Below are 12,997 nucleotides of genomic sequence, written 5' to 3' on the forward strand. Positions count from 1 at the left end.
CGGCTCCGGGCGGAGGGCATCACACCGATTGGGCCATAACCTGCTGAATTCTCATGACTTGCGGGTTGCAGGATTCGCTCTGCCGCCTCGTGCTCGCATGAGGTATAATCCTGCGCACCTGACCTGACGCTCGCCCCGTGGCGGCGCGATTGCCGTGCCTGACAACAGTAATCGCCCCTGTGCCCTCCGCGCCAGTGTGTCTGTCTTTCCCATCGCTTGCCCTTGAGGAGCCGATCCTGATGACCGTGATCCGCCAGGATGACTTGATCCAGAGCGTCGCCGACGCGCTGCAGTACATCTCCTACTACCATCCGAAGGATTTCATCGACGCCATGAACGCGGCGTACGAGCGTGAAGAGAATCCTGCCGCCAAGGATGCCATCGCGCAGATCCTGATCAACTCCCGGATGTGTGCCCTGGGTCATCGTCCCATCTGTCAGGACACCGGTATCGTCACAGTCTTCGTTCACGTCGGCATGAACGTGCGCTTCGAGGCCGAGATGAGCCTGGATGACATGGTCAACGAAGGCGTGCGTCGTGCCTATCTGCTGCCGGACAACGTGCTGCGTGCCTCCGTGCTGGCAGACCCGGACGGCAAGCGTGCCAACACCAAGGACAACACGCCGGCCATCATCCACCACAAGCTGGTGCCGGGTGACAGCGTCGAGATCCACGTCGCGGCCAAGGGTGGCGGCAGCGAAGCCAAGTCCAAGTTCGCGATGCTCAACCCGTCCGACTCCGTGGTCGACTGGGTGCTGGAGCAGATTCCGAAGATGGGCGCTGGCTGGTGTCCGCCCGGCATGCTGGGCATCGGTATCGGCGGTACCGCCGAGAAGGCGATGCAGCTGGCCAAGGAGTCCCTGCTCGAGCCGATCGATATCCAGGAGCTGCAGGCGCGTGGTGCCTCCAACCGCGCCGAAGAGATCCGTCTCGAGCTGTTTGAGAAGGTCAACGCCACTGGCGTCGGCGCTCAGGGCCTCGGCGGCCTGACCACCGTGCTAGATATCAAGGTCATGGATTACCCGACCCACGCGGCCAACAAGCCGGTGGCGATCATCCCGAACTGCGCGGCGACCCGTCACGTGCACTTCACCCTGGATGGCAGCGGTGTGGCAGAACTGCCGGCACCCAAGCTCGAAGACTGGCCGGAAATCACCCGTGAAGCGGGCGACAGCGTCAAGCGTGTCAACCTCGATACCGTGACGCCCGAGGAAGTGCAGAGCTGGCAGCCGGGCGACACCCTGCTGCTCAACGGCAAGCTGCTGACCGGCCGCGATGCCGCTCACAAGCGCATGACCGAGATGCTGGCACGCGGCGAGCAGCTGCCGGTCGACCTTAAGGGTCGCTTCATCTACTACGTCGGCCCGGTCGACCCGATCCGTGACGAAGTCGTCGGTCCGGCTGGCCCGACCACCGCGACCCGCATGGACAAGTTCACGCGCACGCTGCTGGAAGAGACCGGCCTTCTGGGAATGGTCGGCAAGGCAGAGCGTGGCCCGACCGCGATCGATGCCATCCGTGACAACAAGTCCAGCTACCTGATGGCCGTCGGCGGCGCTGCCTACCTGGTCGCCCAGGCGATCAAGAAGTCACGCGTGCTGGCGTTTGAAGACCTGGGCATGGAAGCGATCTACGAATTCGAGGTCGAAGATATGCCGGTGACCGTGGCCGTCGACAGCGCGGGCGTCTCCGTGCATCAGACGGGCCCGGCCAAGTGGAAGGAAATCATCGCCAGTCGCGCCTGATGACGGCCGAGTGATGACTCGTCACGTCCTTGTGACATGACCCGAAGAACCCCGCCCGTGATCGATCATCGGCGGGGTTCTTGGCTTTGCGGCGCTCAAGACATCTTCATGAGCGCCAACGCAACGGCATCGTCGCGCTCGCTGCTGTGGCATACTCTTGCAACCTTGACGCCTGCAATGGAGTTGCAATGACCGCCTGGCTACTCGGCTTTCTACTGCTGACCAGTCATATCCTCGGTGCCATGTCCGCCGTCATGGCCCTGATGTCGAGCCGCACTTCACAAGGGGCGATCGCATGGATTCTGTGTCTGCTGACGTTCCCCTATGTGGCGCTGCCACTTTACTGGGTGTTCGGACGTCCACGCTTCTATGGTTACGTAAGCGCTCGTGAGGAGCGCGACTCGACCATGCGCCGCGTGCTGATGCGCTTTCGCCCTAAGCTTTCGCCGTGGCTGTCACGCCCGCTGGGCGGCAATCCCACCCATCTTGATGCTATCGAGCGGTTGGCGATGATGCCGGTCACCACCGGCAACCGCGCCCAGTTGCTGATCAATGGCGAACACACCTTCGATGCGTTGTTCCATGCCATCGATACCGCCGAGGATTACATCCTCATCCAGTTCTTCATCGTGCGCAACGATGAGCTGGGGATACGCCTCAAGCAGAAGTTGATGCGCCGAGCCGAACGCGGCGTGCGGGTATGCTTTCTGTATGACGAGATCGGTTCGCGCAAGTTGCCCGACGGCTATCTGAAAGATCTGATGGAGTCTGGGTGTGAGGTCAGCGCCTTCAATTCCTCGCGCGGCTGGCGCCATCGCTTCCAGATCAACTTCCGCAATCACCGCAAGATCACCGTCATCGATGGGCGCGTCGGCTTCGTTGGTGGGCTGAATGTCGGCAATGAATATCTGGGCCATTCCGAGCGCTACGGCGCCTGGCGCGATACCCACCTCAAGCTCGAGGGGCCTAGCGTGATGGGCCTGCAGGAAGCCTTTTGGGAAGACTGGCACTGGGCGACCGGTGAGGTGCTGTCGCTCGAATGGCAGCCTCAGATCAGCTGTGACGAATGTCAGCATGTGGTGATCGTGCCTTCCGGCCCGGCGGATCGTCGCGAGACGGCCAGTCTGCTGGTGCAGCAGGCCATACACTCCTCTGTCAGTCGCATTTGGATCACCAGCCCCTATTTCGTGCCGGACCAGGGCGTGCAGGATGCGCTCAAGATCGCGGCACTGCGCGGGGTGGACGTGCGGGTGATGATTCCTGAGCGTCCTGATCACCTGCTGGTGTTCCTGTCGGCATTCTCGTTCCTATCCGAGATGATTCGCTCCGGCGTGCGTGTCTTCCGCTATCAACCAGGCTTCCTGCACCAGAAGGTGATGTTGATGGACAGCCATACGGCGACCATCGGCACCGTCAATCTCGACAATCGCTCCTTCCGCCTCAACTTCGAGATCACGGCGTTCGTGCCCGATCACCAGTTCGCCTCGGAAGTGGAGGCGATGCTGGAGGAAGACTTCCGCCACTGTCGTGAAATCAGCTGCGAAGAGCTGGATGCACGTCCGATGTGGCGCAAGCTGGTCTCGCGGGCGGCCTATCTGCTGGCGCCCATCCAGTAATGCAGCACCCCGTATGCGAAGTCCTGCATGCGAAGTCCTGAATGCGACAAGCGCCTGCCGAGCTGAGCAAAACTCACTCGGCAGGTCTTGCCAATCGTCGCGCCAGCAGGCATCTTCTCGCTATAACTGATCGCCCTCTTATTTCCGGTAGGAATAAGGTGAGAGCCTGGAGGTGCTTCACGTGCCGTGCACGCGAAGGGCCGTCGGGGCCGGCGACTTCATGACTCAGCGCTGAGACCTGCCATGACTGTTCAAGACCCCGCCGCTAGCACTGCTTATTCCATCGATTATCAGTTTCGCGATGATGCGGATGTGATCGCCTTCGCGCGCCAGCACGTCGGCGCGCGCTATCCGGCCTTCGCGACCGCTGAAGAACTTCAAGTCGAAGAGATCGGCGACGGCAACATCAACTATGTCTATCGCGTCTGCACGCCGGACCGCTCCGCCTCGGTGATCGTCAAGCAGGGTCTGCCCTGGGTGCGCATCATCGGCGAAAGCTGGCCGTTGTCGCTGGTGCGCGTGCGTATCGAGGCGGAAACCCTGCAGTTCGAGGCCGACTGCGCGCCGGACTTGGTGCCGGCGCTTCATCACTTCGATGAAGCTCGCTCAGCGATCGTGATGGAAGACATCGGCGATCACCGCAATCTGCGCCATGCCTTCCTGGCGCGCGCGTCATTGCCGCGGCTGGGCGAGCAGATGGGGCGTTTTCTGGCCACCACGCTGTATCGCAGCAGCGACCTGGCACTCGATGCCCACGACAAGAAGGCGCGTGTCGCACGTTTCATCAATCCCGATCAGTGCAAGATCACCGAAGACCTGTTCTTCATCGATCCGTTCTGTGATCACGAGCGCAACAGCATCAATCCGGCGCTGCGCGCGGATGCCGAAACCCTGTGGCAGGACGCCGCCTTGAAGGTTGAAGTGGCGGAGCTCAAGCAGCGTTTCCTGTCCGCGCCCGAGGCACTGCTGCATGGCGATCTGCATGCCGGTTCGATCTTCGTGCGTGAAGACAGCACCAAGGTCATTGATCCGGAATTCGGCTTCTTCGGTCCGGCGGGTTTCGATATCGGCAGCTGGCTGGCGGCACTGTGGCTGGCGGCCTGTGCGCATACCGAGCTTGAGGGAGAGCAGGGCGACAAGCGTGACTACGTGGCCCAGCTGCGCGCCCAGGCGGTCGCCAGCTGGGATAACTTCGCTCGTGAGTATCGTGAGCAGGCTGCCAACACGCCGGATGCCAGCTTCGCTGCGCCGGGCGTGGCTGAGCGTCTATTGGCTCGCATGTTGCGGGATGCGCTCGGTTACGCCGGCTGTGAGCTGATCCGTCGTACCGTGGGGCTTGCGCATATTCTGGAACTCGAATCCATCAGCGATGAGACCACCCGCGCACGCGCCGAGCGGCGGGCGCTGGCGCTCGGGCGCGAGCTGATCATGGTGCGCGAAAGCCTGAGCGATATCCAGGCCATTGATGCCCTGGTAGCGCGTCACCTCGCCTGAGGGTTGGCATGCTAGGCAGGAGTCGGGCGTTCAGGGCCCGGCTAGGGTAGACTCTGCGCTCCGCACCCACGCGTTTGCACTTTCACGCGCGTGGTTCAGTCGAGGAGCATGGTGCTTTATCGGGAATGTATCCCTGCCATCGCCTTTCCGAGACGTTTGCCTTTTCAAGAAGAGATTTTCATGGCCCTGTCTTCCACGCCTTACAAGGTGGATCTGTCGCTGACCGACCTGGATCGCGGCGTCTACGAGACCCTGCGCTTCACGGTGGCTCGTCATCCCTCCGAAACCGAACTGCGTCTCTGCGTGCGCCTGCTGGGCCACGCCCTGTGGTACAGCGAGAACATCGCGTTCGGTCGCGGCCTGTCCGATGTCGATGAGCCGGCGCTGTGGGAAAAGAGCCTCGATGGTCGTGTCCTGCACTGGATCGAAGTCGGTCAGCCGGATGCCGAGCGCCTGACCTGGTGCTCGCGCCGCACCGAGCGTACCTCGCTGCTGGCCTATGGCAGCCTGCGCGTGTGGGAAACCAAGGTCGTGCCGGCAGTGGCGGGGCTCTCCAACCTTAACATCGCGGCCGTGCCGGAAGGTTCGCTGGACGCCATAACCGAGTCGCTGCCACGCAACATCAAGTGGACCGTGATGATCTCCGAAGGCACCATCTTCATCACCGATGACAACGGCCAGCACGAGATCAACCTCGAGTGGCTGAAGGGCGAGCGCTGAGCGGCATCTGCCTCGCCTCGCGTTGGGTGTAGTGGCTTCGCATCAGACCCCAAACACATCGCCCCCGCAAGCCAAGCTTGCGGGGGCGATGTGTTTGGGGATGGCTCAGCCGGTCCAAGAAAGTAGGATCGAGGTTTAGATGACGCTCAGGTCCTTGTCGACCATCAGGCGGCCTCTGCCATTTTCCTTGGCGTGATAGAGGGCGTCATCGCTGCGCTTGACCCAGCTCGGCAGGGTATCATCGGCGTGCAATTCGCTGGCGCCGGTGCTGAAGAGGATTACGCCATGTAGCAGAGGCGAGGCTTCGCAGCGCTCCCGCAAGTTTCTATCGAACTGGCGAGCCGTCGCCAAGGTCCCGGGGATCAGGATCATGAACTCCTCGCCGCCATAGCGTCCCGCTTCCCCTGAGAATTCCTGCGTCAGCTGGCTGACATGGCGTGAGAACTCTTCCAGTACTGTGTCGCCGTAAGGGTGCCCGTGGTTGTCATTGATCATCTTGAAGTGATCCAGGTCACAGATCAGCAGGCAGGCACTTTGCGAACTTCTGATCCAGGCTTTGGCCTGTTCGTGGATGGCGCGGTGGTTGTAGAGGCCAGTCAGGCTATCCAGCATGCTGAGGCGCTCGAGCCGTGCGGCATAGGCATTGGCGATATCTCGCTCTTCGTGGATGCGCTTGGCGTATCCGGCAATTACTACACTGAGCAGTCCGAAGGACAGCGTATAGCTGAAGCCCATATCGAGGAAGCGCATGCCCTCGGATGGATAGGCACTGACCAGTCCCGGTCTTGCCTGTTCAAACGCCAGCAACCCCCAAGGCATGAACATCAGACCGATTATGATGACGCCCCGGCGCCTGGGGTTGTCGGGGAGTACGGCAAGCACATAAGCCGATGCCATCAAGTAGAACAGCAGGGTCGGGCCGGTCGCGCCATGATTGAACAACCAGTTGCCCGGTAGCATCACAAAGGTCACCAAGGTGCAGAACAGCCAGGCCATACGCTGAAATTCACCATGAAAGCGCGAGCGATACCAAATTAGAGCGATGCATGCGCTGATGATGGTCAGCACGATGTTATACGCCGGTAGGGTAAGGTCCAGCAGGGAATTGAAGAGGGCAGAGATCAACCCGATGAAGATAGCGGATACGAGAAAGCCATGGTGGAGTGTCTCACGCGCGGATCCGGTCCCACCAACCAGCCACCGCCAAGAGGAAACTATCATTTTCAATGGGCTGACCATGTGACCTCGGGTAACGAGATTTCAGTGCACAGCAGGCACCACTTGGGAAAGACTGGATAATACTACGCCCCATCATCAGTCACACCTCGCTGGAGCCAACGATAAGCTTGTTAACCCTATACCAACGCAGAGGAAGGCAAAAGATTGCCGTATATAGCGTCATGCGCAATGGCGTTCAGTAGTTTTGCTGAAGCGGCGCAAAAGCTACCTGCAGTGTGCGTATCTCGTCAGCTACCCGGAGCGATTTTGTGTGGCTTGTGGCAGTCTCCTTTATTTCCAAGGCGTGTAGCGGTAGCTATCGGGGTCGTTAGCATCCGGGCTATCGGCTTCCTTGAGGCGCAAGAGAATGTTGTCATCGTCATCCTCTTCGACCCCCGTTACCGTCACCGGAAAGTTGGGCGACAGGGCATCGAGTGCCGGCCATTGCCCCTTGGTGATCTGGCTGCCGGCAGCAGGGGCACTGTCGGCGCTGACCTTGATGGGGTCTCCGCTGACAGTGGTGCCGCTCTTGAGCGTGGTCGTAAGCGTGAATTGGATCATCGGTAGGTAACTCCTGGACGATTGTCGTTTATGGGGCGCTGCATTCGAAGGTGCGCAACGAATGGCTGCTTCATGAACATGCGTCGCACCTGGGCATTTTGCAATGCCGACAGCGGATTCAGGCGTCACTGCGACACCAGATCACGACGCAGGTAAAGAAATGTGAGATTCCTGCTTTTCTTTTTGAGATCAATGCGGTACATTACGTCTCGTCTTGAGGGGGAAGCTCTTCCAGGCACTGTCGGGACGTGGCGCAGCTTGGTAGCGCGCTGCAATGGGGTTGCAGAGGTCGCAGGTTCGAATCCTGTCGTCCCGACCAGATTCAAGTGAAAAGGCCATCCGGAGACGGATGGCCTTTTTGCGTTTTCGCATGTCGAAAAGATGCCTGTCTCTTCACTATTCGCTCTGCGCTCTTCTTTTCCATTCTCCGCCCCTCATTTCCATTCTTCATTTCCCTTCTCGCGACAATCAGCCTGCCTCCCGCATCTCGCCTTCGTCCGTATTGCTCACTTTCCTGGCCCCTGAGCTCAATTCAATCAGCGCTGTGCTCGCGAAAGTGCTTTTCTGTTGATCCAGGCAGATGCCGCTGAAATCGGCCCTGAAAATGCTGCCGCTTGAGTTGATGTGGATCAATTTTCTGCCGGTTCGAAGGGCAGGGTAGGAAGGATGAGTTCTCTAAGCATGTAAGTATTAGGGTTTTCGTATATACTGCGCCAGTCGATATTGGGGGTGATAATGAAAATCATAGACATTTACACGGCATCTCGATTCAATCCCGAACGATCCATCCTCAGAGAACAGCTGGGCGGAGGCTATGTGGTACAGACCTGTGCAGTGGCCGCCGAAAACTACTGCTTCGAGGTCTCTCAGTCGCGACACTTCATCCTGGGGTTTGAGGTCGCAGGCGCGCGAAGTGCTGAATTTCTGTCGATCATCACCGAGGATTACGTATTCCAGCATCCCGGCTTCGCCCGGAAACGCTCTCGGCCTACCTGCAGGATCGTGCTCGACATCCACTGCGTCGTCGTGCTGCCTCTGCGCCTTCCGCCACTGCGTCGAGCGCCGCACGGCGCAGTGTCACCAGCATTGCTGTTGGTTGATGATTCTTGAGGCAACGCTCTTCAGCGAATGTCGTTGCGCCGTGCTGAGATGAAAAGTAGGCCAGATGCAGGCATGAGACAGGCGAGCGCAGTGCCAAATAGGCAGCCAGGAAAAGAAAAACGAGCAGGTCAAGGAAGGGTAGAACGCAGCGCTGGGGAAGGGGAGCAGTTCAGAGAAGACTGCGCAGGTTTTTCACTTTTTACGGCGCACACTTTTTACGACGTTCATTCTTCGCCGTGCATTTACACGCCCCATGTATTCGCAAGGCGTGCGCAGGATCATGTCCGGACTCGATAGTACCTGAGCGCCCAGACCAAACTGGCCAGGCTCACACAGAAGAGCAGCGGCAGGGCGACATCGAGACAGGAATCCAGGTTCCAGTGTTGCAGCAGGCCGTAGTCCCAGTTCTCCGCCTTGGGGCCGTCGCCCTTGTATTCATGCTGAGCGATCTCGCGGCCCAGAAAGAGGGCCACGGCGATGGCACCTGCCGACCACACGCCAAACAGCGGCCATAGCGCCAGCTGGATCAGCATGGCGATCACGCCATGCTGAACGGCACTGCCCAGGATCTCGGCCGTCATATGTCATCCATCATGCATTAGGCCTCATTCTTGAGAGCCATCCCTTGACGCTCATTTCTCGACCTTAACTTCTCGGCCCTCTTTGTTCGGTCAAGCTCGCGCCTCTCACGCATAGCCCAGCGCCTTCTGCAGGCGCTCGGCGTTGTCGGCCACCCACTGGGCATTGATCGGCCCCCAGTCACGAATCACGTAGTGGCCGATATTGTTGCGCTGGCCTTCCTCGCGCTGGAATTCACAGACGATCTCGAGCTCACCCAGGGCGGTGATGGTGTCCTGGGCGGTACGCCGCGGCATGCCGGTGGCCGCGATGATGGCCGGTACGCTGGCGATGTCATGCGCGATGAGGTGGGCTACGAACAGGCGTCGATAGAAGCTCGTCTGGGTCTTGCTCAGCGGGGTATCGGACATGGGGACTCCATACGGCGAAGAAGGAGACTGTCGAGAGGCGTCGCCGCTTCTGACAGCGGGTGGCGGCGCCAGTACAGTGATTGGCGCCGTGCGGTGATCAGTGGCTCAGGGTGTAGTCAATGGTGGTCACGACTCTGACTTTCTTGATGTCAGGGGTGTAGCTGTCGAGATCCGAGATCGAGAAATAGCCCTGGCTGGCATGCTTGATGTGACCGACCGTACTGCCGGAATCCTCTGCGAACTGCTGGGCGGCGCGTCGTGCATCCGCGGTCGCGGCCGCGATCATGTCAGGCTTGATGGCTTCAAGCCCCGTGAACAGGAATTCGGTGCGATAGGCATAGTCAGCCGACAGCAGGATACCCTCGCGCACCAGCTCACCGGTCAGTGAGGCACTCTGCTTGACGAGGTCGACCTTGGGCGAGCGCACCAGCACCGTGGCTTCGGCGCGATAGCGCTCATCCGGGCGCTGGGCGTTATAGCTGTTGGCGTAGAGGTCAGTTACCTGAGGGGAGGTTACGCTGACCTGGTCGGCGGGGAAGCCCCGGGCGGTGAGAAAGGCGCGAATCTTGCGCTCGTCATTTGCCAGCGCCTCATGAAGGCCTGTCAGCTGATTGGCATTGACGCTGAAGTGCAGCGGCCAGAGGGCCAGGTCGGCCTTGACCTCTCGCTCGGCGAGCCCCTTGACCGTGACCACACGGCTGGAAGATTCCCATACCTGTGCGGCCTGCTTGAGGTAGCTGCCACTCCAGACCATTCCCACGGCCAGCAGGCCGCCCAGCACGGCCGAGCTGATGATGTTGCGCATGAATTGTCGTCCCTGACGTGAACTGTGAGCTGGCCGCCGCCCTCGGCGGGGTCAGTCCTGTACTTTGCCGCGCATGGCCTTGATCTTGCCCTTGCGCGTCTTGCTGTCGACGCGGCGACGCTTGGCACCCTTGCTTGGCGCTGTCGCACGGCGCGCCTTCTGTACCTTGACGGCTTCCAGAATCATCGCCTTGAGGCGCGCCAGCGCATCTTCCTTGTTCAGCTCGAGGGTGCGATGGCTCTGCGCCTTGATGATGATGACGCCTTCCTTGCTGATGCGCTGATCCGACAGCTGCATCAAGCGCTCCTTGTAGAAGCCGGGCAGCGTCGAGCGCTGCACATCGAAGCGGAGATGGACGGCGGAGGCGACCTTGTTGACGTTCTGCCCGCCATTGCCCTGGGCGCGAATCTGGGTGAGGTCGATTTCCCAGTCGGCCAGCGCTACCGAATTGGAGATGGTCAGCATATTGAATCTCCTTGTCATGAGGACTGTGTGGTTTGTCACGCAGGCACAGTCAGTGAAGCGATGGACCATCTTAGCCTATTCGCGCACTGGCTTCAGAATGGCGGGTGCGTCTACCTGCCCTCAAGGTCAGCTCCTTCACTGCAGAGAGAGCCGCGAGAGCTGTCATGGAGACGAGACGAGGCGATGGCTCGGGTCGATCTTCAGAAATGAAGGCACTAGGTGATGATTTGTTTTGATATGGCGTTGGGGGAGGGTGAGTTCAACCGCGCGCTGCCCGAGACGCCAGAATATCGGGTACTCTGCTGACTGCGTCTTGTGTGAAGACTCTCCACTTATCTTGGCACTACTTCACTTAGACCCTCTTCCATCCTTTGCAGAGCGCCTCATGGATATCCCGCATCAGCGTCTCGTCTATTTTCAAGTTACCGTCGAAGCCGGTTCCATTCGGCGTGCCGCTGCGCGCCTGAACATCGCCCCTTCGGCTGTCAGTCGTCAGATCGGTCTGTTGGAAGAGGCCATGGCTGCGTCGCTCATTGAGCGCACCCGCGATGGTGTGCAGCCGACGCGGGTAGGCGAGATGTTGCTGGAGTACATTCTGCAACGTGAGAAGCTTGACCAGAATCTCGGTGAGCGTCTGGATGCCTATCAGCGGCTGGAGACTGGCGAGATTCGTCTGATCATCGGTGAAGGCTTTGTGGGGGATATCATCAATAGCCCGCTGCGGGCCTTTCGCAGGCAATACCCGGGTATCACGCTCAAGGTCGATACCGGCAGCATGCAGAGCATCATCGACAGCGTGATCGAAGATGAGGCGGATATCGGCCTGATGTATCACGAGCGGGTCCATCCCCAGCTGCGCTTCTGGCATTCAAGCCCGCAGCCGCTGGTAGCCATCATGTCGCCGGATCATCCGCTGGCGAGCGAGACCCATGCGCTGACGCTCGAAGAAGTGGCGCAGCACCCCATGGCGCTTTGGGGGCCGAGCCACGGGGTGCGTCAGCTGATGGACGATGGTTTTCGTGAGGCAGGGGTGCGCCCGCATATGGTGGTGCAGACCAATTCCATGGAAGTGCTCAAGCAGGCGGCGCGTTCCGAGCTGTGCATCACGCTGTTGCCGGCCTTCGCCGCGGCGCGTGAGCTTCAGGAGGGCGTGTTGATCGCGCGGGATGTGGAGTGCGCCAGCTTCCGCCAGGCCCGCGCACATATCATCACGCGGGTCGGGCGGCGCATGCCGCGTGCCAGCCTGCAGTTGCTGCGCCATCTCGAACGCTGGATCACGGCATTCAGTGGTCCGCGTCAGGAAGCGCGCTGATAGCAGCTGCTCTGGTGTCAGGACTTTGGGTCGTGAGTGCTTTTGGCGTGGACAGCCGAGACGAATGCAGCTGAGCGGGCACCTTGCTCAGCCAGCGATCGCACAGATGATGGAGATCATCCTCGTCCGCCGGACACAGCTCCGGCGGCTGACAGCGTTCGAAGACCGCCTTCATCAAGCCTTCCGGCAGGTTGAGCGTGGTGACGAAGCTACGCGCCAGGCGCAGGTCGCGGCGCAGCTGACCGGTGCAGATCCCCGAGTCGTAGCGGCCTGGCAGCACCCAACGCGGAAAATTCACCTCGCTCACGGCACTGCGCCCGGCGCCCAGGTTGATGGCATCGATACACGCCTGGGGTGTCACGCCCGCGCGATAGGCCATGGCGACCGCCTCGGCGGTGGTGATCAGGTGCGCGGCATGCAGGTAATCATTGGCCAACGCCGCCGCATGCCCACAGCCGGCATCGCCGACATGCAGATAGTGTGTGCAGATAGTGTCGAGCAGCGCTGACATACGCGCCACTGTCGCCTCATCACTGCCGATCAGCAGCGTCAGGCTGTCATTCGCCTCATCGACCGGATTGCGACTGGTGGCCGCTTCCAGCCAGTGATGGCCGGCGAGGCGTGTCTGCACGGCCAGTTCGCGGCTGAGCGTGACGTCGCCACTGGAAAGATCGATCACAGTGCTGCCTGGTGGCGCCTTGCGCAGCAGGCCTTGCTTGCCCGTCAGTACCTTCTGCACCTGTTGTGATGTGGCCAGCGCCATCAGATAGACCTCGGCGCTGAAGGGCGAGTGGCGCTTGACGACTTGCACCTCAGGCGACGCCATTGCCATGACGCCTTCGACTCCGGCATGCGCAAGCGTCTGTATTGCCCGAGTGCCAATAGGCGCATCACCAATCACGCAGATCTTCATGCTCAGCACTCCTCGCCGGGCCCGTGTCGCTGGTTGTCTTGATCAGTGGTGGTTATTT

13 protein-coding genes and 1 tRNA gene are annotated in these 12,997 nt (G+C 60.4%); 7 read left to right on the forward strand and 7 right to left on the reverse strand.

The features are described 5' to 3' along the window. Positions 1-239 precede the first annotated feature (239 nt). The 4 genes from QD208_RS03945 to QD208_RS03960 all read left to right on the forward strand — a co-directional run bounded on the left by QD208_RS03945 (position 240) and on the right by QD208_RS03960 (position 5,575). Entirely contained in the window at positions 240-1,745 is a 1,506-nt protein-coding gene (locus QD208_RS03945; protein WP_043336877.1) for a fumarate hydratase, read from the forward strand. Positions 1,746-1,933: 188 nt separating this feature from the next. Further along, positions 1,934-3,361: a cardiolipin synthase gene (cls, locus tag QD208_RS03950; protein WP_043336874.1), complete on the forward strand. Its 1,428-nt coding sequence runs from the start codon at positions 1,934-1,936 to the stop codon at positions 3,359-3,361. Positions 3,362-3,604: 243 nt separating this feature from the next. Continuing rightward, positions 3,605-4,855, forward strand: coding sequence for an S-methyl-5-thioribose kinase (gene mtnK, locus QD208_RS03955; RefSeq protein WP_279835777.1), 1,251 nt, complete (start codon positions 3,605-3,607; stop codon positions 4,853-4,855). A gap of 180 nt (positions 4,856-5,035) precedes the next feature. After that, positions 5,036-5,575, forward strand: coding sequence for a YaeQ family protein (locus QD208_RS03960; RefSeq protein WP_043336867.1), 540 nt, complete (start codon positions 5,036-5,038; stop codon positions 5,573-5,575). Between the two features lie 135 nt (positions 5,576-5,710). Here QD208_RS03960 and QD208_RS03965 read toward each other — a convergent pair whose 3' ends face one another. Together QD208_RS03965 and QD208_RS03970 are read right to left on the reverse strand one after the other, a co-directional pair. Next, positions 5,711-6,814, reverse strand: a complete 1,104-nt coding sequence (locus tag QD208_RS03965; protein ID WP_279835780.1) for a GGDEF domain-containing protein — start codon at positions 6,812-6,814, stop codon at positions 5,711-5,713. A gap of 270 nt (positions 6,815-7,084) precedes the next feature. Next, positions 7,085-7,354: a hypothetical protein gene (locus tag QD208_RS03970; protein ID WP_279835781.1), complete on the reverse strand. Its 270-nt coding sequence runs from the start codon at positions 7,352-7,354 to the stop codon at positions 7,085-7,087. Between the two features lie 242 nt (positions 7,355-7,596). Here QD208_RS03970 and QD208_RS03975 point away from each other — a divergent pair. Both QD208_RS03975 and QD208_RS03980 read left to right on the forward strand, forming a co-directional pair. Beyond that, positions 7,597-7,673, forward strand: a tRNA-Pro gene (locus QD208_RS03975). Between the two features lie 416 nt (positions 7,674-8,089). Continuing rightward, positions 8,090-8,464, forward strand: coding sequence for a hypothetical protein (locus QD208_RS03980; protein ID WP_279835783.1), 375 nt, complete (start codon positions 8,090-8,092; stop codon positions 8,462-8,464). A 269-nt stretch (positions 8,465-8,733) separates the two neighbouring features. Here the strand turns inward: QD208_RS03980 and QD208_RS03985 are convergent, their stop codons facing one another. From QD208_RS03985 to arfB, 4 genes are all read right to left on the reverse strand, one after another. Next, the gene (locus QD208_RS03985; RefSeq protein WP_279835784.1) at positions 8,734-9,036 is read right to left on the reverse strand and encodes a hypothetical protein; all 303 of its coding nucleotides are present in this window, start codon (positions 9,034-9,036) and stop codon (positions 8,734-8,736) included. Between the two features lie 105 nt (positions 9,037-9,141). After that, entirely contained in the window at positions 9,142-9,444 is a 303-nt protein-coding gene (locus tag QD208_RS03990) for a winged helix-turn-helix domain-containing protein (RefSeq protein ID WP_043336855.1), read from the reverse strand. A 97-nt stretch (positions 9,445-9,541) separates the two neighbouring features. Beyond that, positions 9,542-10,249: an SIMPL domain-containing protein gene (locus QD208_RS03995; RefSeq protein WP_043336853.1), complete on the reverse strand. Its 708-nt coding sequence runs from the start codon at positions 10,247-10,249 to the stop codon at positions 9,542-9,544. A 51-nt stretch (positions 10,250-10,300) separates the two neighbouring features. Continuing rightward, positions 10,301-10,714, reverse strand: a complete 414-nt coding sequence (gene arfB, locus QD208_RS04000; RefSeq protein WP_043334927.1) for an alternative ribosome rescue aminoacyl-tRNA hydrolase ArfB — start codon at positions 10,712-10,714, stop codon at positions 10,301-10,303. A gap of 385 nt (positions 10,715-11,099) precedes the next feature. Here arfB and QD208_RS04005 point away from each other — a divergent pair, with 385 nt between their 5' ends. Then, on the forward strand, positions 11,100-12,026 hold the full coding sequence (locus QD208_RS04005; RefSeq protein WP_279835787.1) for a LysR family transcriptional regulator: 927 nt from the start codon (positions 11,100-11,102) through the stop codon (positions 12,024-12,026). Here QD208_RS04005 and QD208_RS04010 read toward each other — a convergent pair. Continuing rightward, complete coding sequence (locus tag QD208_RS04010) at positions 11,998-12,939, reverse strand: NAD-binding protein (protein ID WP_279835790.1); 942 nt, start codon at positions 12,937-12,939, stop codon at positions 11,998-12,000. The genes QD208_RS04005 and QD208_RS04010 overlap by 29 nt on opposite strands. Positions 12,940-12,997: the final 58 nt, after the last annotated feature.

The organism is Cobetia sp. 29-18-1 (assembly GCF_029846405.1).
Classification (GTDB): domain Bacteria; phylum Pseudomonadota; class Gammaproteobacteria; order Pseudomonadales; family Halomonadaceae; genus Cobetia; species Cobetia amphilecti.

Bases quoted from the DNA above. Each gene is read 5' to 3' on its own strand.
- QD208_RS03945 (WP_043336877.1), top strand. From the start codon at position 240: ATGACCGTGATCCGCCAGGATGACTTGATCCAGAGCGTCGCCGACGCG.
- cls (WP_043336874.1), top strand. From the start codon at position 1,934: ATGACCGCCTGGCTACTCGGCTTTCTACTGCTGACCAGTCATATCCTC.
- mtnK (WP_279835777.1), top strand. From the start codon at position 3,605: ATGACTGTTCAAGACCCCGCCGCTAGCACTGCTTATTCCATCGATTAT.
- QD208_RS03960 (WP_043336867.1), top strand. From the start codon at position 5,036: ATGGCCCTGTCTTCCACGCCTTACAAGGTGGATCTGTCGCTGACCGAC.
- QD208_RS03965 (WP_279835780.1), bottom strand. From the start codon at position 6,814: ATGGTCAGCCCATTGAAAATGATAGTTTCCTCTTGGCGGTGGCTGGTT.
- QD208_RS03970 (WP_279835781.1), bottom strand. From the start codon at position 7,354: ATGATCCAATTCACGCTTACGACCACGCTCAAGAGCGGCACCACTGTC.
- QD208_RS03980 (WP_279835783.1), top strand. From the start codon at position 8,090: ATGAAAATCATAGACATTTACACGGCATCTCGATTCAATCCCGAACGA.
- QD208_RS03985 (WP_279835784.1), bottom strand. From the start codon at position 9,036: ATGACGGCCGAGATCCTGGGCAGTGCCGTTCAGCATGGCGTGATCGCC.
- QD208_RS03990 (WP_043336855.1), bottom strand. From the start codon at position 9,444: ATGTCCGATACCCCGCTGAGCAAGACCCAGACGAGCTTCTATCGACGC.
- QD208_RS03995 (WP_043336853.1), bottom strand. From the start codon at position 10,249: ATGCGCAACATCATCAGCTCGGCCGTGCTGGGCGGCCTGCTGGCCGTG.
- arfB (WP_043334927.1), bottom strand. From the start codon at position 10,714: ATGCTGACCATCTCCAATTCGGTAGCGCTGGCCGACTGGGAAATCGAC.
- QD208_RS04005 (WP_279835787.1), top strand. From the start codon at position 11,100: ATGGATATCCCGCATCAGCGTCTCGTCTATTTTCAAGTTACCGTCGAA.
- QD208_RS04010 (WP_279835790.1), bottom strand. From the start codon at position 12,939: ATGAAGATCTGCGTGATTGGTGATGCGCCTATTGGCACTCGGGCAATA.